Origin of the sequence: Alteromonas halophila (assembly GCF_014651815.1) — a bacterium.
In the GTDB taxonomy this organism is placed as follows: Bacteria; Pseudomonadota; Gammaproteobacteria; order Enterobacterales; family Alteromonadaceae; genus Alteromonas; species Alteromonas halophila.
Genome location: NZ_BMXP01000010.1, coordinates 37112 through 54475, shown reverse-complemented (window position 1 = coordinate 54475; position 17364 = coordinate 37112). Strand labels below are relative to the sequence as shown.

Genomic DNA, 17364 nt, shown 5'->3' with positions numbered 1-17364 from the left:
ACTGGCTTAGCCGGCCCCACATAAATTTTACGGCCGTTTTTGTAGTCAACCCATTCGGCTTTCCCTCTGAGGACTTTGCCGCCCACCACTATATTGTCTGCCACCGGCGCGACCACCGACATATCCCAGGTATAGCTACCGTTGTCACACGCATTCGCGCACACGAAAAAGCGCCCGGAGTGAAACAGCATGCCGCCATCTGAGAACGGAGAGAAGGGCGCATATTCCTTGGGCAGCGGAATATACGTGGGCGTCAGGTTAAACGAGACCCGGCTAAAAGGTTGCTTGTCGGCTCTGACAACCGTTTCTTTGCCCTGATGTTTAACAATGCGAAATGCCTCTGAAACCGGCGTCCATCGCTTTAACCTGGATTTATTCGGTGTTCTCACGAATACCAGTCTGGTGACCGGTGATTCTGCGACATAAGTGACGGTCCAGGCATCGCTTGCGTCTTTTTCTACATTTATCGCAATACCGCCGGCGAACGCGGGAAACAGACAGCTACAAAAAACCATTGTCACAAAACAAAAATACCGCACCTGAGTAAATCTCCCGTTAAAAATCCGTCGCCAGCTCTATCCTGACCGGCCTGGGTCAGGCGGGTCAAGGTAATTTCTAAATTGTCTGAGTGGCGGCTATTGTAATTCCATAAATGCCGTTTTGAGCGTATTCCGGTCCGGATCGCTCAGCGGTGAAGCAAGTGCAAGCTCGTAGGTTGCCCGGGCCTGTGCAGACAGCGTTGCCTGCATGGAATGCGGCAGGTGCTTTTGCAGAACGCTCAGACAAAACAGAATATGAAGCGCGATGTCGAGGTGATCTTTGCCATCGTGACGAATTTGGTTGAATGCTTTGTCAAGAATGCCCGTTAGTGAAAACGTTCTGCGTCTGAGCCACATCCCGGTACTTTTATTTACCACTGAGGCTGCTGGAAATTCCTTTTGCGACATATAAATGCAGCAGGTTGTGAGCCTGTCCAGACAGGAGATGGCCGTGACGGGATCGTTTATTCCCGGCGATAATGCTCTGAGTGCGAGTTCCACCAGTTGGCCTATGGCAAACTCCGGGTCCTGCACAGGTGTACGCTTTGACCCCAGCGTTACTGCGTCGAGCAAGCCGTGTAACTCATCCGCAGACATCGTCTGACGGCAGTGTACCGTTAGCACTACCGCACCAGGGAAAACATAGTCTCCAGAGCGCGCGTGGACGTCGATACCTTCAATCCCGTTCCTTTCACAGTGAAGTAACAGGGTGTAATTTACGGTCTGTACATAGCCAGCTTCGCGGGTAGTTATGGCTACTGAATGCGCGGCCGGTGGCAGCAACTTTGCGGCTATCGGCCGTGCCTTGTCAGAGACATCATAGGTCGGCAGCAGCCCGTCAAGGTTACTGATGAGTTCCTGATAACACCGGTATATGACTTCGTCAGCCTGAATAAAGCGTCCAATATGGTGGATGAAGTAAATAATCGCAAAAGTGTCAGCAATGGCTAAACACACCGTCATGCCACAGAGCATGGCAAGCGCACTCTTATTGTCAGCTACGCTGTCCAGATGATGCAGGGTAATCAGGCTAAAAATGAAGCTCGATACCAGCAGACCCAGTACACACTGCGTGGCTTTATCAAGCATGAATGTGCGCAGTAACCTGGGACCGAACTGCGACGAGGCAAGGGTTAACGCCACCACAGTCATAGAGAATGCAATACTGGTTGCAGTAATGATAGAGGTGGCGATGGTGGATAATACCTGTTGTGCGCCAGCCATAGAAACCAGAGGGAATACAGTCAGCATCCAGTCGGGCAGTGTGGCGCGTTGTATAAGGGTGTAGCAGATTATCCAGATGAGAAACGCGCCAATCATCATGCATACCGGAATAAACCAGTAGCTGGTGCTTACCTTCTCCCAGATATTCCGAAAGTTGAACGTTAAAAAAGGTAAAATACGTTGCTGCATCCGTGTTATTCCCTGATGTGTGCCTTCAAAAGCATGTAAAACTGTTAGTCGCTGATTCTGATACGGCCAGTCCGCCTGTTTTATTCACTTTTTGCCAGCAGCGCCTTGTCCTGCGTAAATAGTGCTCGTGTGTGCGGTGCAAAGTGCCCGTTATCATGGCTGAGTGTATGACCCACAGTGTTTACGCTGGTAGGCTTTGAAACCCAGTCCGGTCCAGCGACGAAACGCTTTAGCGAATGCCTGTTCATCACTGTAGCCAAGGTGCTCCGCCAGGCTGGCCTGGGTCACATTCGCCTGACAGATATGTTCCAGGGCATACTGTTTACGAATCGTATTGACCAGTGTCTGGAAGCTCATGCCCTGACTGGACAAGCGTCTTGTCAGTGTGCGCTCACTCATTGCCAGGCTGGCCGCTACCTGTGCTCTGCTGAGCCAGGGCTGGGTAGTCAACAGTGCGCTTACCTGTTCTGAAAATGTCGTAGGTTTAAGTTGCGCCAGTTGTTGTCTGGCCAGCGCCAGCATTTGCGCCTGAACTGCAGGGTTTACATCGCGTTGCTTGAAGTGCCAGTCACTGTCTGCGTAAACAATCGCATTACTGTGGCTCTCAAATTGTAACGCTGCGCTGCCGAATACCTGCCGGTATCGCGTGCGCTCAGCTTGCTGCCTATGCCGAAAGTGCACGCTGACAGGCGTTATATTTTTGCCTGCTACCCAGCGGGTGCCACTGGCGATCGACGCAAAAATGGCCTCAATTCTTAGTGGAACAGCGACAGTAAACTGAGGCTCATAACACAGTTGCCAGCCGCGCGCTGTGTGTGTGCGGGTGAAGGTGCCGCCTTCGCCAATAAGAGGGGAATAATTCAGCAGGCTCTCCACCGCCACACTTAACGATGGGCTGGTTAGCAGTAAAAAGCCCATGGTATCGAAATTTTGCGGTAGCATTTCCATACCTATATCCAGACCGATGGCTGGTTGGCCGAGATGGTCGAGGAATTGCCAGAGCGCATCCTGAAGCGCCATGGGTAAACGATCTGCATCGTTATAGCTGTCGATGTCATAACGTAAGTCAGAATCAAGCGGGATATTGTGCACAGAGAGATAGTGTAATATCGCGTTGGTATAGCTGTGCGTTACGCTCGCAGTCACCGGTTTGTCCTCTGATTGATGGGCGGGTGGCCCATACGCTGTAAGTAGAATTGCTCCCAGCGTAACCGGAAACGCTGTTTATGTCCCGTATTAACCAGTCAATGTCCCGACAAAGCAGAGATGTGCTGTAAATGTTTTGTTAATCTTTTTGCATGTCGAGTGATGAGAGACGACTATGTCTTTGTATGTAGTGATTGGGGCCGGACCAATGGGATTATGCACGGTCCGCAGACTGGCCGAGCAGGGCATCAATGTCATTGGGCTGGAAGCACACCATGATGTGGGTGGCCTGTGGGACATAGACAGCCCGACGAGTACCATGTATGACTCTGCGCATCTGATTTCGTCTAAGCGTATGACCGAGTTTAATGATTTTCCAATGGACGATGACGTCGCCACGTACCCAAAGCATGATCAGTTGAAGCGGTATTTTCAGGCGTATGCCCGTCACTTCGACTTATACCGGCATTACCAGTTTAACTGCTGGGTTGAGCAGATTGAACCTCAGGGGAATAACTGGCGGATCCGCTATCGGAGTGATAACAAAGAACACGAACTGATTGCCCAGGGGGTATTGCTGGCCAATGGCACGCTGCACGAGCCCAATAAAGTGCAGTTTGACGGCGCTTTTACTGGCGAACATATGCATAGCTGCGATTACACCAGTGCTGATGTGTTTGCCGGTAAACGTGTGCTGATTGTGGGGTGTGGCAACAGCGGCTGTGATATTGCTGTGGATGCGGTGCATCGCGCCAGTCAGGTCGATATGGTGGTACGAAGAGGGTATTATTTCCTGCCTAAATTCGTAGCGGGACGCCCGACGGATACGCTGGGCGGCAAAATTCGTCTTCCCAATGCGCTGAAACAGAGACTGGATGGGCTTCTGGTCAGGCTGATATCTGGCAAACCCAGTCAGTATGGACTGCCTGATCCCGACTACAAAATGTACGAATCCCATCCGGTGATTAACTCATTATTTTTACATCACATTGGTCACGGAGATATCCGGGTACGTCCTTCGGTCTCGAAGCTGACCGCAGATGGCGCGCAGTTTAGCGATGGAGAACATGGCGCGTACGATCTTATTTTGCAGGCCACCGGTTACAAACTGCACTATCCGTTTATCAGTAAGCAGCACCTGAACTGGCACGGCGATGCTCCGCAACTGTATCTCAACATGTTTAATCCGCTTCACCCTAGTCTGTTCGTAATGGGAATGGTGGAAGCGGCGGGTCTTGGCTGGCAGGGCCGGGATGAGCAGGCCAAGCTGGTGGCAAAAGTGATTCGGCTGCAGCAGGACAATCCCGATGCAGCGGCACGCTTCTTCGACAGGGTCAAAGCAAAAGCCGGCCAGCGGATTGATGGCGGTATGCGTTATCTGGAGGTTGAGCGGATGGCGTACTATGTGCACAAAGCCGATTACCTGCACACGCTGTCACAGGAAATGGCTGCACTGGGGGCAGAGCGCTGATGTCGGCGGGCACACTGGCCGTGCTTAATGGGATCCTGGCGATGATGATGTTTGGGATCGCGCTGAGCTTAACACCGGCTGACTTTAAACGCGTGGCGCAAGCGCCAAGAGGGCCTGTCGCCGGTCTGTCTGCCCAGTTTATTTTACTCCCTGGCATCACCAGCCTGTTGATTTATCTGATACCCATGCCAGGCGAAGTGGCGCTGGGACTGTTGTTAGTCAGTTGCTGTCCGGGGGGCAGTTTTTCAAACCTGATGACCTACCTGTCGCGCGGCAATACCGCGCTGTCGGTGAGTATGACCGGTATAGCCAGCCTGATGGCCAGCATACTTACCCCGTTTAATTTTATGCTGTACGGGGCGCTGAATCCGCGTACCAATGCCCTGTTAAGTTCCATTGCTGTATCACCGGCAGATATGCTGCTGATTGTCGCACTGGTGCTGGCATTGCCGCTGACTCTGGGGCTGATGTGTGCGCACCACTATCCGCGATTTGCGCGCCGCAGCGAGCCCTTTTTCAGAGTGATCTCGCTGTGTACCCTGTTAGGCTTTGTGGCGGTAGCGCTTGTATTGAACTGGCAGCGCTTTATTGGTGGTGCCAGTGTATTCCTTCTCGCCGTAGTTGGACATAACGCACTGGCCCTTGCTATAGGCTGGGGCATGGCACGGCTTTGTCGGGTCAGTCGGCCTGACCGGCGAGCCATCACTCTGGAAGTGGGGCTGCAGAACTCCGGTCTGGGTCTGGGGATTATTTTTACGGTTTTCTCCAATCTCTCTGGTATGGCGATCATTGCCGCGGCGTGGGGGATCTGGCATCTCATATCCGGACTGGCGTTAAGTGGTGTGTGGCAATGTCTGGATCGCCGCCGCGGACTCCGAAACCCATCAATCAGGCAGCGTATCTATGAGTCTTAATATTCTGGTCACCGGCTGTGAAGGCTATATCGGTCGACGGCTCATCAGGCAGCTGGATGCCGCGGACAAGGTGGTTGGCATTGATCTGAAAGCGCCTGAGCGGCAGTCCTGTCATTATTACCCGTTAGATATCCGCGATCCTGCGCTAAGCGATGTAATTGCTGAGCACCAGATAACCCATGTCGTCCATCTGGCCAGTGTGCTGCAGGCAAGCGGCGACCGTGCACGTGACTATGACATTGATGTTAACGGAACAAAAAATGTGCTGGATGCGTGTCTGCGTAATAACGTTTCGCATATAACGGTGACCAGCAGTGGCGCAGCATATGGTTACCACGCGGATAACCCGGCCTGGCTGTCAGAGTCTGCACCGCTACGGGGTAACGAAGATTTTGCCTACAGCCATCATAAACGCCTGGTGGAGGAAATGCTGGCAGACTACGCGACGCAATATCCCCAGCTCAGGCAGCTGGTCCTGCGACCGGGCACGGTGCTTGGCACGACAACCAAAAATCCGATAACCGATTTGTTTGAAAAAAAACGACTTCTGGCAATTAAAGGCTCAGCGTCGCCGTTTATCTTTATCTGGGATGAGGATGTGGTCAGTATTATTGTGAAAGGCGTGACGGAAAGTAAAACAGGAAGGTTTAATCTGGCCGGAGACGGGGCGATGCCTATCACTGAAATTGCCGAGGTGCTCGGCAAGCCCTTGCTGACGCTGCCAGCCTGGTTGCTTAGCGGGGCATTGTCGGTAGGGCACGCACTCAACCTGACACAATACAGTGCCCGGCAACTGGATTTTCTGCGTTACCGCCCGGTGTTAAGCAATGCGGCGCTTAAACAGGAGTTCGGTTACATCCCCCGCAAGACATCCCGGGAAGTGTTTGCGTTTTATGCAAATACTCGTGGCAGGGCTGACGAATGACCGGGCAAGGAAACAAAGATAAGCCAACTGCCCTGATTACCGGGGCAGCCTCAGGGCTGGGCCTGGAAATAGCCCGTCAGCTTGCAGAAAACTATCATCTGTTGCTGCTCGACCTTGATATCAGGTTGCTGCGAAAACAAACCGGCGACGTCGGGGACGTCACTTATCTGCAGTGCGACCTGAGTAATCCTGTGGATATAACCCGGTTGATCAGCGAGGTTAAGGACATGATGCTACCGATTGATGTGCTCATCAATAACGCCGGGATCACGCATCGTTCACTGGCCACAAACACGCAGACTGACGTTATTCGCAAGGTCATGGACGTGGACTTTCTTGGGCCCGTTCAGCTCACTCAGGGCCTGCTGCCACAACTCAGCGAGCAGGCCAGCATTGTCAATATTGGCTCTATGGCTGGGTGGATGCCGGTATTGGGCCGCGCGGGCTACTGCGCGGCTAAGTCGGCACTGCATCAGTACTTCGAAACCTTGCGGGCAGAGCTGGCAGGTAGTGACATCCACATTCTGATGGTTTACCCCAGCTTCTTAGACACGCCCATTGACAAAAATGCGCTGGACGGACGTGGCGGCAATGCCACTGGTACGCGTTCAATGGTGGGAAGAATGCGTAGCAGCCACTGGATGGCAAGTCGGGTTATCAGTGCCCTGAATGCGCGAAAAGCGAGGGTGTTTCCAGACCGCTTTACTTTTTTATCCAGCTTGCTGTACCGCCTGTTTCCAGCCCTTTATCTGCACCTTATGCGTAAACGCCTGAGCCCGGAATTTAAGGTGCGGCAAGACCGGTAGTGTCGGCGACGTACTCAGGAAGTTTGTTCCTGTGATGCCGTAAGTACCTTACGAAGCTGTTTCCCTGCACAGCCGGTAATTCTCAGGCAACTCTCTGGCACGGGGGCGGGCACTATCACTGGCATGATGACTTGCACTACACTCTGGGCAGTGGTAAATACTGGTCGCGTAAAGATCGTGTGGAGTGCATTAGTGCGAGTCCTGATTTTGTTATTAACATTGGTCGCATGTCACGTTGCGGCGAATAACAAAACCCTTCAGGTTCCGGTAAATATAGGTCCGCCCTGGGCGTTTTATCAAGAGGAGCAGGGGGGGGGGCGGGATAGATGTGGATATCATCCGACACGTGTGCAAAACGCCGGGGTACGAGACCGAGTTCCATCTGCGAGGTGACTTCAACAAAGAAATTGCCAGCATGAAGGCATCAGGACTTTTCCAGCAAATGCTGCGTCGCAGGCAGTAGTCTGGGTGCTCTCTGGCGCCGCCGGTTACAGTGTGATCTGTGAGGCACTGGCAAAGGCCACATCAAGCTTGTGATACGCCGCTTCGTTAATAAAGTGCGGGTAGGTGGGAGTATCTTCCCACCAGGTAATATCTTTACCATCAAAGCTGCGGAAAACAGGCTGGCCAGGCATCAGCGGTAAAAAGTCCCGGTCCTGTAATTCGTGATGAATCATTGCGCTGCGCAGCCCGAAATCATCAAGCGGGTACATGACATTTTCACCTAACCGGAAGGCAGAACAGGGCGGAAGGTCGGGCTTATCGGACATGGCACAGAAGGCCAGAATGATCTCGGTCATGGTTTGTGCCTGCAGCAGAATATCCTCACGCAATACCCCCTGAGGCTGTGCGCCCACTTCCACCATGACGCCGCGTTTACCTAGGGTGCACAGGTAAGCATGTTCATTGTAGGGCTTCTCATCCTCCAGCAGAATATTGGCCTGAGGCATCTGTTGCTTAACATACCGGGCAAGCTGAACATTAAACGCGTCGTCATCCAGCAGTATTAAGGTTGCCCCCATGTTGCTGGTAGTATTATGGATATCGATAACCAGGTCGACGTCGCTGTGACCCTTCGGACCCAGGGTCTCGTTCAGGTGCCTGGCCAGTACAGCTTCCTGACTGGCATCGTTACTGCGCAGCCGCGCGGGCGTGAACTGACGGTTAAGATCATCCTCAACATAGCGGACATTGGCATTAATGGCTGCGGGGTTAGCCAGGTGAAGTGATACATTCAGGCCCTGTGCCGCATCCGGCAGGCCAAGTCTGCGATAATTGCGAATTATCTGAATACCACTGCTCTCGTTACCGTGCGTACCGCCAATCAGCGCAATATGGGGTGTCATACCAGTCCTTAATGTTTGAAAAAATTGTCCTGCTGCTCTGCCAGCATGGCTTCGATGTCTTCTTCATCCGGTACGGCCTGATGCGATGCTTTCTGGGCAATGCTGCGTTCTTCACTGGCCCATTCGCCAAGGTCAATAAGCTGACACTGCTTTGAGCAAAAAGGGCGATAGGGACTTTTTTCGCTCCAGGTTACCGGCTTTTCGCAAATCGGGCATTTAACATTCATGACATCCTCCCTAACAGACGGCCATAGAAAAAGGTGTATCAGCATCGGTTGCTGAGGACTGATCGCCGTCACTGACAAAACGCATAAAACGAATGGCATAGCGGTACTTGTTGCCGCTAAAGGTTGGGTAGATATTGTTATCGCCCTGGTATTTTATGCGAATTAATTCATTTTTGTCTTCGGCTGCGCCCTGATAAAACCCGTTTTCTGCGGTTTTTCTGGAAAAACTGCCACGTTCACGAATAAAGGACATATTCAGCGATACCGCATCTTCCAGCAGTTTCAGGCTGTTCAGCCAGCCAGCGAAATCGTGCTGGCGTTTATCTGCAGGCAGGTTCAGCCAGTAATGCAGGTTTGGCAGATCAAAAGCACAGGCGCCGCCCGGAATGGCAAAGCGCTGGCGGATCCCGGACAGAAACTTATCGTCCTTAAGATCAATCCCAAAACGGGTAGATGACTTAAGATCGGCGCGCACGGCTAACAGGTGTTTAAGCGCCTGATCGAGGGCATCGCTGTCTATTTTTGGGTGTTGTGACCAGTACACCAGTGATTTTTCATGGACATCCAGATCTTTTAAAATATCGGTACGCAGGTCCAGTCGTTCCACTAGGTCGAGGAGTACAAACAACTGCTCAAAGAAAACGAACTGAAGCTGAGGATCCTGCGATCGGGCACTGCTGCGCATTAAGCGTAGTAGCTGCTCCACGCGCAGGTAGTTTCTAACCTTTTCCTTCAGAGGGAATTCGAGTACAGCGTCAGTCATGCCGATCCTTTTTGTGTTACCTACGCGCAATAAAACGTAAAAACAGAAAAAATTCAAGCAGTCGCGTAAGTGTGAAGCGTTGCATACTCCCAGAACGAGGCGGGAGTGACAAGCGAATATTGACTATGAGACGCCCGATAAACGGCAATAGTTCAGATGAAGTTGCTTGATTTGCGTTGTGGTTGCCTCAAGTGTACCGCTGTTATCAATCACATCATCGGCAATCGCCAGTCTGTCCTGCCGGCTTGCCTGTGAGGCCATGATGTTCTCGATGGTGGTCTTATCACTGCCATCGCGTGCCATGGCCCGCGACAACTGCAGAGATTCCGGGCAGTCCACCACTACCACCCGGTCCGCCATATGCTGAAGCTGATTTTCCACAAGCAACGGGATGGCCAGAATACAATAGGCCGAATTAGCGCGTTGCACTGCATCGTTCATGCCCTCACGTATCATGGGGTGCAGCAGGTTGTTCAGCCATTGCTTGTCATCCGGGTGCTGAAAAACATGCTCGCGCATTGCCTGGCGGTTAAGCGTGCCATCGTCATGCAGCACCTGGCTTCCGAAATGCGCGGCAATCGCAGCCAGTCCATCGCTGCCCGGCGCCACGACCTCGCGGGCAATGACGTCGGCATCAATGATATCAATGCCAAACTTGGCAAAGGCGTTAGTTACTGCCGTTTTACCGCTACCTATGCCGCCGGTCAGGCCTACCACAAAGGCCGACATTAGTTCAGCACCCAGTTCAGGTACGCCGAGATAATGGTGTCTTTGTACAGCAGGGTTATCAGACCGGCAACGGCCAGGTAAGGACCAAAGGGAATGGCCAGTGAGCGGCCTTTGTTTTGCAACACCATGATGAGTACCCCGGCCACCGCGCCTACACAGGAGGAGAGCAGAATAATGACAGGTAAGCCCTGCCACCCGGTGAATGCACCCAGCGCAGCAAGCAGTTTGAAATCGCCATACCCCATGCCTTCCTTGCCGGTGGCCAGTTTAAATAACCAGTAGACTGACCACAGACTAAGGTAACCAAATGCCGCACCTAAAATGGCATCAGTAGGGTCAACGAAAATTGTTGCCGTACTGGCAAGCAGGCCCAGCCATAGCAGCGAGAGGGTCATAGGGTCCGGCAGCAACATCTTATCAAGATCAATAAAAATAAGTGCGACTAACAGATAACACACAACAACACTGATTAAGGCGGCAGCAGACGGCCCAAAGCGGACAGCGGCGATAGTAGCAACCACCGCAGTGAGTAATTCAACCAGAGGATAGCGCGCAGAGATGCGCGTTTTACAGCCTGCGCAACGACCGCGCAGAAACAGGTAGCTGATGACGGGGATATTTTCCCAGGCGCGAATTTTGTGGCCGCACTGTGGGCAGGTACTGTCGGGCTTTACCAGGTTAAACGGCGTTGTCTGGGCTGACGCAGTGGCTGGCGCTGCATCGACATCGAAATATTCGCTATATTCCCGTTGCCAGCTGCGCTCCATCATAATGGGCAGCCGGTAAATCACGACATTAAGAAAACTGCCTACCATCAGGCTGACCAGAAATACCAGGGCATAAAAGAAGCCCGGATAGAGCTGACTAAGTTGTATGACCGATTCCATAGTTTCTTCGTCGTGTTATTTTCGTTGCTGAAGACTGCCAGAATGGCGGGGAATAAACAATGCCATTTGCCCAGGCACCGGGGTGTCAGTCAGCCGGTCGCAATGTTAAACGCCCGGCTGAACCAGGCGAGTTATACCACATTACCCATTTCGAAAATGGGCAGATACATGGCGATAATCAGACCACCAATGACCACCCCCAGAACCGCCATGATCATGGGCTCCAGCAGGCTGGTCAGACCGTCGACCATATCGTCCACTTCGGCTTCGTAGATGGTTGCAATTTTGCTGAGCATTTCATCCACCGCGCCTGACTCCTCACCAATCGAAATCATCTGAGTGACCATATCAGGAAACACATTGGTGGCGCGCATGGCAGAATGCATGGGCATACCGCCGGCCACTTCTTTACGCACAAATAAAATGGCGTCGCGGTACACGGCATTGCCGGAGGCTCCGGCCGCGGATTCAAGCGCACCAATTAAGGGAACACCGGCGGCAAAGGTGGTGGAAAGCGTACGGGTAAAGCGTGCGATACTGGCTTTTTTCAGAATTTCGCCAACAACCGGGGCTTTTAAGACCTTTTTATCAATACTATCGCGCAGCTTCGGTGACTTTTTGTACGCACGCATAAACAGGAATCCGCCAATACCCGCGGCGATGGCGATGTACACGCCGTAATTTTGCACGAAGGCGGATATGGCCAGTACAAACAGGGTAAAGGCAGGAAGTTGTGCCCCAAAGCTGCTAAAAATCTCTTCAAACTGCGGCACCACAAAAATCAGCAGAATGGTGGTAACAATAAAGGCGACGACCAGCACCGCGACAGGATAAAACATCGCCTTGCGGATCTTAGACTTCAGGGCTTCCGCTTTTTCCTTATAGGTTGCAATACGATCGTAAATGGTCTCCAGAGCACCGGATTGCTCACCGGTATAGACCAGGTCGCAGTACAAATCATCAAAATGCTCAGGGTTCTTGCGCAGTGCCCCCGATAATGGGTTACCCGATTTGACTTCTTCTGTTATTTCACCCAGCAGCTTGCGCACCGATTCTTTACCATGGCCCTGTGCAATCATTTCCAGTGACTGGATCAGGGTAACGCCCGCATTCAGCATAGTGGCGATTTGTCGTGACACTACTGAGATATCTGCGGCCGTGACTTTTTTGCTGCGCCCGCCAAACAATGGTTTGCTCAGTTTTCTTACCTTGTTGGCAGAAATCCCCTGACGCCGCAGGAGGTTCTTCGCTTCAGCCAGTGATGGAGCGGAGATTTCCCCTTTTCGGCTGTTGCCGGTGCGGTCTTTGCCCTGCCAGGTAAATGTGGTTGCTGCTTTAGCCATAGCCTTATCCGGATAGATGCTGAGGTTAGAGACAAAAAAGCCCAGCAGAACTGGGCTTTCTTTTTAAGCGTGTTGGACGCAAATGATTAGCACAGAGTCGCAGGATCGCAGGTTGCAGTCCAGACCACACGGCCGTCTTGCAGCTCTGTACCTGGGTCCAGCTCATACGTTGCTGCACCACTTCCATCTGCCCCGCCACCTGGCAGGTCCATGTCTGTTGGTGCGGTAGCAGTGATTACGCCGTTTTCAGTTGAAAGACCTACAACGCCGTTACCGGCATCTACGTTTGCAGGAATACCGTTTGTTTCAGCATCACAGAGGGCTAGGTCATTTGTAGTTTGTGCACACACTTCAACCGCTGATTTAACTGCGGCAGTGGCGTTAGTCACTTCGGTGAAGCGCGCTTTCTGTGTATAGCTTTGGTAAGCAGGTAGTGCAATGGCTGCCAGAATACCGATAATCGCGACGACGATCATCAGTTCGATAAGTGTAAAACCTTTTTGGTTAGAAGCTTGTACGTGTTTCATGGTCATTCTCCGGGACGTTATTCACGTTTAGTTCAAAATTCATAATGTAAATTGACGTTTATACCTGAGTCGTCCTGTCAACGGCCCCGGTACTCGATTCTTAGTATAGAAGGGTCTTTGCCAGTGACAAGTATCAGAAATCATACCGACGTCTTGCTTCTGGTTGCTCTGTGACCATTTTGCAGGTGGCCGGCAAAGCGCAAACAACACATTCATATACCCTTTATGAACAATTACTTAGTCTGCGTCAAGTGAAACGCGCAGGGACAAATCAATTGCAGTTACATGCTTGGTCAGTGCGCCTGACGAGATATAGTCAACCCCTATCGTAGCCAGCGACGCAAGACGTTCATCGGTAATATTACCTGAGACTTCCAGTTTACTGCGAGCATTGTTAATGGCTACTGCCTCTTGGATCTGTTCGTTGGTAAAATTATCCAGCATGATGACATCGGCACCGGCATCCAGTGCTATGTGCAGTTCATCCAGACTCTCTACTTCTACTTCAACTGGTTTTCCCGGCGCCATGGCTTTTGCTGCCAATACCGCTTTATTAATGCCACCACAGGCAAAGATATGGTTCTCTTTTATTAAAAACGCATCAAATAAGCCAATGCGGTGATTCTGCCCGCCACCACACCGTACCGCATATTTTTGCGCCAGGCGCAGGCCGGGCAGGGTTTTACGGGTATCAAGAATGCGGGTAGTTGACGCACCAAGTAACTGTGTGTAATGCCGGGTGACTGTTGCGGTCGCTGATAACGTTTGCAGAAAATTCAGCGCCGTTCGCTCGGCGGTGAGAATACCGCGAGCAGGGCCGGTGAGCGACACCAGAGTGGCACCGGCCTCTACCTCGTCACCGTCGTCTGCCTGCCAGTTGAGTGAGATGGAGGGGTCTATCAATGCAAAGGCCTGATTTACCCAGGCAACACCACACAGGGTACAGGCCTCCCGGGTAATAATGGTAGCCGTGGCCTGGGTCGTTGCATCAATCAGGTTGGCGGTAATATCGCACCCGGCATCGATATCGCCGCCTAAATCTTCGCGAAGCGCCAGCGTGACCTGGTCACGAATTGAGTTTAAGTCAAATGAAGTCATGGTTACTGAGAAATCGCCGTTAAAGGGTTCGCAATATTAACGAATCTCCGCGCTGAGTAAACTCTAACTGCCGCAATACACTCATTCCCAGCAGAATATGGTCATCGCGCATCCCCGGATTCAGGTTGGCGCGTACGTCATTGACTTCAATATCGCCAATACGCACGTTGTCGATGCGGGTTTCTGCCACCCGGACTGTGCCGTTCGCGGTGCTGGCAAGACCGGTTCGGCCAGCGACGAGGCCCAGTTTATCGGCGAGGTGGGCGGGCACCGCAACGTCCGTTGCCCCGGTATCAACCAAAAACACCACTGCCTGTCCGTTGATATAGCCGCTGGTAACATAATGCCCGGCCCGGTTTTGCTTTAGGGTCACCTGGGTTCTGCTGCCCTGCGTTGTGCTCTGAGGGGAGGTGTTGGGATTAATCTGACGCTCCAGCAGGTCACCGAATACCAGCACCAGCAATCCGAACCCACAGACCCAGGCCAGTATTACCATCCATTTTCCGAGTGTACCGCTGTCACTCATTACACATACTCCAGGTAGGCTTTTGACCATTTACACTTTATAGTGTCTTGCACGTTCAAGCCAGAAAAGGTGCGCCCCCGCGAGCACGGTGAGACTGACTACCTGAGTGATACCGGACTCTGGCGCTACTTTCACAGTTTAACAGCGAGGCACTACGGCTGCGTATGGATACCTATTCGAAGGCCAGGCGGATCCACTCTACCCATTTTGACGAACGTCCGGATCCGGCGGATATATCACTGCTGGTCATCCATAATATTTCATTGCCGCCCGGCGAGTTTGGGGGGACGGCGATCCGTGACCTGTTCACCGGACAGCTGGATTGCAGCGCACATCCGTTCTACGAGCAGCTGCAAGGCGTGCGTGTATCGGCCCATTGTGTCATTTATCGGAACGGTAGCATTGAACAGTATGTGCCGTTCACTGCGCGCGCCTGGCATGCAGGACTATCAAGCTTTCAGGGCAGAAGCAGGTGTAATGATTATGCCATTGGCATTGAACTGGAAGGGACAGACTGCGACAGCTACACTGACAAACAATATCAGTCACTCATTGCACTGTCGCAGGATATACAGGCGCAGTATCCGGCAATTACGCTGGGACGCATCGTTGGACACAGTGACATCGCGCCAGGCCGTAAGACCGATCCGGGGCCTGCTTTCGACTGGAGCCGTTACCGCCAGGCACTGGCGCAGCGATAACCTAAGGAATTCACCATGATCCTCATTAGCTTACTGATCGTGATTAGTCTCGAACGATTATTCAGCAAGTCGCAAAAATGGCACGCCGCCTGGTATACCCAGCAATATCGACAGTGGTGTAGCGATAGCGGTTTACTTAAGGCAGATGCACCAGCATTGCAAACCTGGCTTGTTTTACTGCTGCCTGCACTGCTTCTGGCTGCAATTGAAGCCTGGCTGCTGGGCCCGTTTCTGGTGTTTATTGAGCAAACCCTGATTCTTTTTATTTGTATTGGCTGTCCGGCACTGCGCGATACGTATAAATGTTTTCTAAAAGCCGCTGATCGGGGCGATCTGGCGGCCTGTTCACTCTACACCCAGCAACTGGGCTTTGCGCCGGACAATGAAGAACAGACGATGGCAGCGGCGGATGCGGCAGGTAAAAGCTTTGGTCAGCATATGACATGGCTGAATTACCAGCATTATGCAGCGGTGATGCTGTGGTTTATCGGCTTTGGGGCGCCCGGTGCGGTGTTCTATGTGCTGGTACGCGATACCTATACTGCTACGGCTGCGGCAGGGCACCCTCAAACAAATACTGTCTACCGGCTGCTGTTCGCGCTTGATTTTATTCCGGTACGGATAACCTCCGCCGGTCTGCTGATGATGGGACATTTTTCCCGGGCGTTGCCTGAGTGGCTAAAATTATCCGGTCAGATTGCGACTTCCCCTTACCGTCTGCTGACCAACATTGCGTCGAAAGCAGAAATGCTGACCCCACAGGAGCAGCAGGCGCACGAGCAGGATGCCTCGGTTGAGCCAAAAGTGCTGGTGAAGCTGGCAAAGCGTAACACGCTGTTTTTATTAGTAGTCACCGCATTGTTGACGCTTTCCGGGGCACTTCTCTAAGGTGACCAGAGTGCATAACGACTGCCCGGAAGGGCGCTGTTTTGGTGACAAACTAACCAGTTTGTCCTGTTGTCAGACCAGTCTTGGTTTTTTGTTAATTTCTTTTTAAATCAGTAAGTAAAAATACCATGAGCGTGATAATTAAGGTCTGGCTGGGCGCCCGGTGTTGTCCTTCAAAAAAAACTGACCTACACTGTATAGGTAAAATGGTATTACCAATTGTTGGGTGGCAGTGTAAATTGTTTACATAGTAGCCGCCTTTTTTGTAGGAACAGGAACGCGATGCGCCAGGGGCGAAAAAAACTTGCCGATGTGATTACTGAGCAACTGGAGTCTATGATTCTGGACGGGTCACTGCTGGCGGGGCAAAAACTTCCGCCTGAGCGGGAACTGGCTGAGCAATTTGATGTATCACGCCCCTCCCTGCGCGAAGCGATTGGTAATTTGCAGGCCCGCGGACTGGTTGAACGCAAGCAGGGTGGTGGCACGTTTGTCAGCCCCAAACTTAATGCAGCAATGACCGATCCGCTCATGGCACTGGTTAGCCGGCGACCGGAAACGCAGTTCGACTTACTGGAGTTTCGTCATGCGCTGGAAGGCATGGCCGCTTACTATGCGGCGTTACGTGGGCAACCTGAAGATTATACGGCGCTTAAAGACGCGCTGGAGAGCTTACCCAGACCGGGCGCAAAAGAGAGTAAACGCGCACAGGCAGAGGCACTGGGGCAGTTTTATATCACCATGGCACGCGCGTCACACAATATGGTGTTGTTGCACGTGATGAGCACGATGCAGGGCATGCTGGTGGAAAATATTGAGCGAAATCTGGATATGCTGGCCAGGCATACGGAGGCCGGCGACGATATTGCCCGCCAGCGTAATGGCATCGTCGATGCGATTGCCTCGCGGGATCCGGAAGCAGCACGGCAGGCCTGTAATGCACACCTGGCGTATATTGAGAAAACATTATTGTCGATAAATCAGAGAGATAGCCGAGTGCAGCGGGCACTTCGTCGTCTTGAAATTTAGCGCTGACATTTTTTGACCATTAAGTCGTTGTAATAAAACGGCTTAAGGCAGGAACAGGTGAGCCGAACATGCTCACTAAAAGTACA

Annotated in this window: 18 protein-coding genes and 1 pseudogene; 7 read left to right on the top strand and 12 right to left on the bottom strand. The window is 52.2% G+C overall.

Annotation, left to right across the window (positions count from 1 at the left end):
* The 3 genes and pseudogenes from IE054_RS15405 to IE054_RS15395 all read right to left on the bottom strand — a co-directional run.
* Positions 1-521, bottom strand: a pseudogene (locus IE054_RS15405) (hypothetical protein); the annotation flags it as partial.
* Between the two features lie 114 nt (positions 522-635).
* Positions 636-1952 (bottom strand): DUF2254 domain-containing protein, encoded by a 1317-nt coding sequence (locus tag IE054_RS15400; RefSeq protein ID WP_189407974.1) that lies wholly within the window; start codon positions 1950-1952, stop codon positions 636-638.
* A gap of 153 nt (positions 1953-2105) precedes the next feature.
* A complete protein-coding gene (locus IE054_RS15395; protein WP_189407972.1) occupies positions 2106-3098 on the bottom strand; it encodes an AraC family transcriptional regulator in 993 nt (330 codons plus the stop codon).
* A 175-nt stretch (positions 3099-3273) separates the two neighbouring features.
* Between IE054_RS15395 and IE054_RS15390 the strand changes: the two genes are divergently transcribed.
* The 4 genes from IE054_RS15390 to IE054_RS15375 are packed head-to-tail and all read left to right on the top strand — an operon-like array spanning position 3274 to position 7214.
* Entirely contained in the window at positions 3274-4569 is a 1296-nt protein-coding gene (locus IE054_RS15390) for a flavin-containing monooxygenase (protein WP_189407971.1), read from the top strand.
* The gene (locus tag IE054_RS15385; RefSeq protein WP_189407969.1) at positions 4569-5483 is read left to right on the top strand and encodes a bile acid:sodium symporter family protein; all 915 of its coding nucleotides are present in this window, start codon (positions 4569-4571) and stop codon (positions 5481-5483) included. Before IE054_RS15390 ends, IE054_RS15385 begins: the two co-directional genes overlap by 1 nt.
* Positions 5473-6408: an SDR family oxidoreductase gene (locus tag IE054_RS15380; RefSeq protein WP_189407967.1), complete on the top strand. Its 936-nt coding sequence runs from the start codon at positions 5473-5475 to the stop codon at positions 6406-6408. Before IE054_RS15385 ends, IE054_RS15380 begins: the two co-directional genes overlap by 11 nt.
* Positions 6405-7214, top strand: coding sequence for an SDR family NAD(P)-dependent oxidoreductase (locus tag IE054_RS15375; protein ID WP_189407966.1), 810 nt, complete (start codon positions 6405-6407; stop codon positions 7212-7214). Before IE054_RS15380 ends, IE054_RS15375 begins: the two co-directional genes overlap by 4 nt.
* 488 nt (positions 7215-7702) lie before the next feature.
* On the opposite strand, the gene IE054_RS15370 is transcribed toward IE054_RS15375, so the two are convergent.
* The 9 genes from IE054_RS15370 to IE054_RS15330 all read right to left on the bottom strand — a co-directional run bounded on the left by IE054_RS15370 (position 7703) and on the right by IE054_RS15330 (position 14660).
* The gene (locus IE054_RS15370; protein WP_189407964.1) at positions 7703-8560 is read right to left on the bottom strand and encodes an aspartoacylase; all 858 of its coding nucleotides are present in this window, start codon (positions 8558-8560) and stop codon (positions 7703-7705) included.
* 8 nt (positions 8561-8568) lie between these two features.
* Positions 8569-8787 carry a DNA gyrase inhibitor YacG gene (gene yacG, locus IE054_RS15365; RefSeq protein ID WP_189407963.1) on the bottom strand — a complete coding sequence of 73 codons (219 nt, stop codon included), beginning with the start codon at positions 8785-8787 and terminating at the stop codon, positions 8569-8571.
* Between the two features lie 10 nt (positions 8788-8797).
* Positions 8798-9550, bottom strand: coding sequence for a cell division protein ZapD (zapD, locus tag IE054_RS15360; RefSeq protein ID WP_189407961.1), 753 nt, complete (start codon positions 9548-9550; stop codon positions 8798-8800).
* A 123-nt stretch (positions 9551-9673) separates the two neighbouring features.
* Positions 9674-10279 carry a dephospho-CoA kinase gene (coaE, locus tag IE054_RS15355; protein WP_189407959.1) on the bottom strand — a complete coding sequence of 202 codons (606 nt, stop codon included), beginning with the start codon at positions 10277-10279 and terminating at the stop codon, positions 9674-9676.
* Positions 10279-11166, bottom strand: coding sequence for a prepilin peptidase (locus IE054_RS15350; RefSeq protein WP_189407958.1), 888 nt, complete (start codon positions 11164-11166; stop codon positions 10279-10281). The genes coaE and IE054_RS15350 overlap by 1 nt, the downstream gene beginning before the upstream one ends.
* A 131-nt stretch (positions 11167-11297) precedes the next feature.
* On the bottom strand, positions 11298-12509 hold the full coding sequence (locus IE054_RS15345; RefSeq protein WP_189407956.1) for a type II secretion system F family protein: 1212 nt from the start codon (positions 12507-12509) through the stop codon (positions 11298-11300).
* Positions 12510-12595: 86 nt separating this feature from the next.
* Positions 12596-13036, bottom strand: coding sequence for a pilin (locus IE054_RS15340; protein WP_189407954.1), 441 nt, complete (start codon positions 13034-13036; stop codon positions 12596-12598).
* A 237-nt stretch (positions 13037-13273) separates the two neighbouring features.
* Positions 13274-14134: a carboxylating nicotinate-nucleotide diphosphorylase gene (gene nadC / locus IE054_RS15335; protein WP_189407953.1), complete on the bottom strand. Its 861-nt coding sequence runs from the start codon at positions 14132-14134 to the stop codon at positions 13274-13276.
* Positions 14135-14153: 19 nt separating this feature from the next.
* Positions 14154-14660, bottom strand: a complete 507-nt coding sequence (locus tag IE054_RS15330; protein ID WP_189407951.1) for a retropepsin-like aspartic protease family protein — start codon at positions 14658-14660, stop codon at positions 14154-14156.
* A 164-nt stretch (positions 14661-14824) separates the two neighbouring features.
* On the opposite strand from IE054_RS15330, the gene ampD reads away from it, so the two are divergent.
* The 3 genes from ampD (at position 14825) to IE054_RS15315 (ending at position 17278) form a co-directional block, all read left to right on the top strand.
* The gene (gene ampD, locus IE054_RS15325) at positions 14825-15361 is read left to right on the top strand and encodes a 1,6-anhydro-N-acetylmuramyl-L-alanine amidase AmpD (protein WP_189407949.1); all 537 of its coding nucleotides are present in this window, start codon (positions 14825-14827) and stop codon (positions 15359-15361) included.
* Positions 15362-15376: 15 nt separating this feature from the next.
* Positions 15377-16249, top strand: a complete 873-nt coding sequence (gene ampE / locus IE054_RS15320) for a beta-lactamase regulator AmpE (RefSeq protein ID WP_189407948.1) — start codon at positions 15377-15379, stop codon at positions 16247-16249.
* 282 nt (positions 16250-16531) lie between these two features.
* A complete protein-coding gene (locus tag IE054_RS15315) occupies positions 16532-17278 on the top strand; it encodes a GntR family transcriptional regulator (RefSeq protein ID WP_189407946.1) in 747 nt (248 codons plus the stop codon).
* Positions 17279-17364 lie beyond the last annotated feature (86 nt).

Coding starts and splice junctions, on each gene's coding strand:
- IE054_RS15400 (WP_189407974.1), bottom strand. CDS start 1,952: ATGCAGCAACGTATTTTACCTTTTTTAACGTTCAACTTTCGGAATATC.
- IE054_RS15390 (WP_189407971.1), top strand. CDS start 3,274: ATGTCTTTGTATGTAGTGATTGGGGCCGGACCAATGGGATTATGCACG.
- IE054_RS15385 (WP_189407969.1), top strand. CDS start 4,569: ATGTCGGCGGGCACACTGGCCGTGCTTAATGGGATCCTGGCGATGATG.
- IE054_RS15380 (WP_189407967.1), top strand. CDS start 5,473: ATGAGTCTTAATATTCTGGTCACCGGCTGTGAAGGCTATATCGGTCGA.
- IE054_RS15375 (WP_189407966.1), top strand. CDS start 6,405: ATGACCGGGCAAGGAAACAAAGATAAGCCAACTGCCCTGATTACCGGG.
- IE054_RS15370 (WP_189407964.1), bottom strand. CDS start 8,560: ATGACACCCCATATTGCGCTGATTGGCGGTACGCACGGTAACGAGAGC.
- yacG (WP_189407963.1), bottom strand. CDS start 8,787: ATGAATGTTAAATGCCCGATTTGCGAAAAGCCGGTAACCTGGAGCGAA.
- zapD (WP_189407961.1), bottom strand. CDS start 9,550: ATGACTGACGCTGTACTCGAATTCCCTCTGAAGGAAAAGGTTAGAAAC.
- coaE (WP_189407959.1), bottom strand. CDS start 10,279: ATGTCGGCCTTTGTGGTAGGCCTGACCGGCGGCATAGGTAGCGGTAAA.
- IE054_RS15350 (WP_189407958.1), bottom strand. CDS start 11,166: ATGGAATCGGTCATACAACTTAGTCAGCTCTATCCGGGCTTCTTTTAT.
- IE054_RS15345 (WP_189407956.1), bottom strand. CDS start 12,509: ATGGCTAAAGCAGCAACCACATTTACCTGGCAGGGCAAAGACCGCACC.
- IE054_RS15340 (WP_189407954.1), bottom strand. CDS start 13,036: ATGAAACACGTACAAGCTTCTAACCAAAAAGGTTTTACACTTATCGAA.
- nadC (WP_189407953.1), bottom strand. CDS start 14,134: ATGACTTCATTTGACTTAAACTCAATTCGTGACCAGGTCACGCTGGCG.
- IE054_RS15330 (WP_189407951.1), bottom strand. CDS start 14,660: ATGAGTGACAGCGGTACACTCGGAAAATGGATGGTAATACTGGCCTGG.
- ampD (WP_189407949.1), top strand. CDS start 14,825: ATGGATACCTATTCGAAGGCCAGGCGGATCCACTCTACCCATTTTGAC.
- ampE (WP_189407948.1), top strand. CDS start 15,377: ATGATCCTCATTAGCTTACTGATCGTGATTAGTCTCGAACGATTATTC.
- IE054_RS15315 (WP_189407946.1), top strand. CDS start 16,532: ATGCGCCAGGGGCGAAAAAAACTTGCCGATGTGATTACTGAGCAACTG.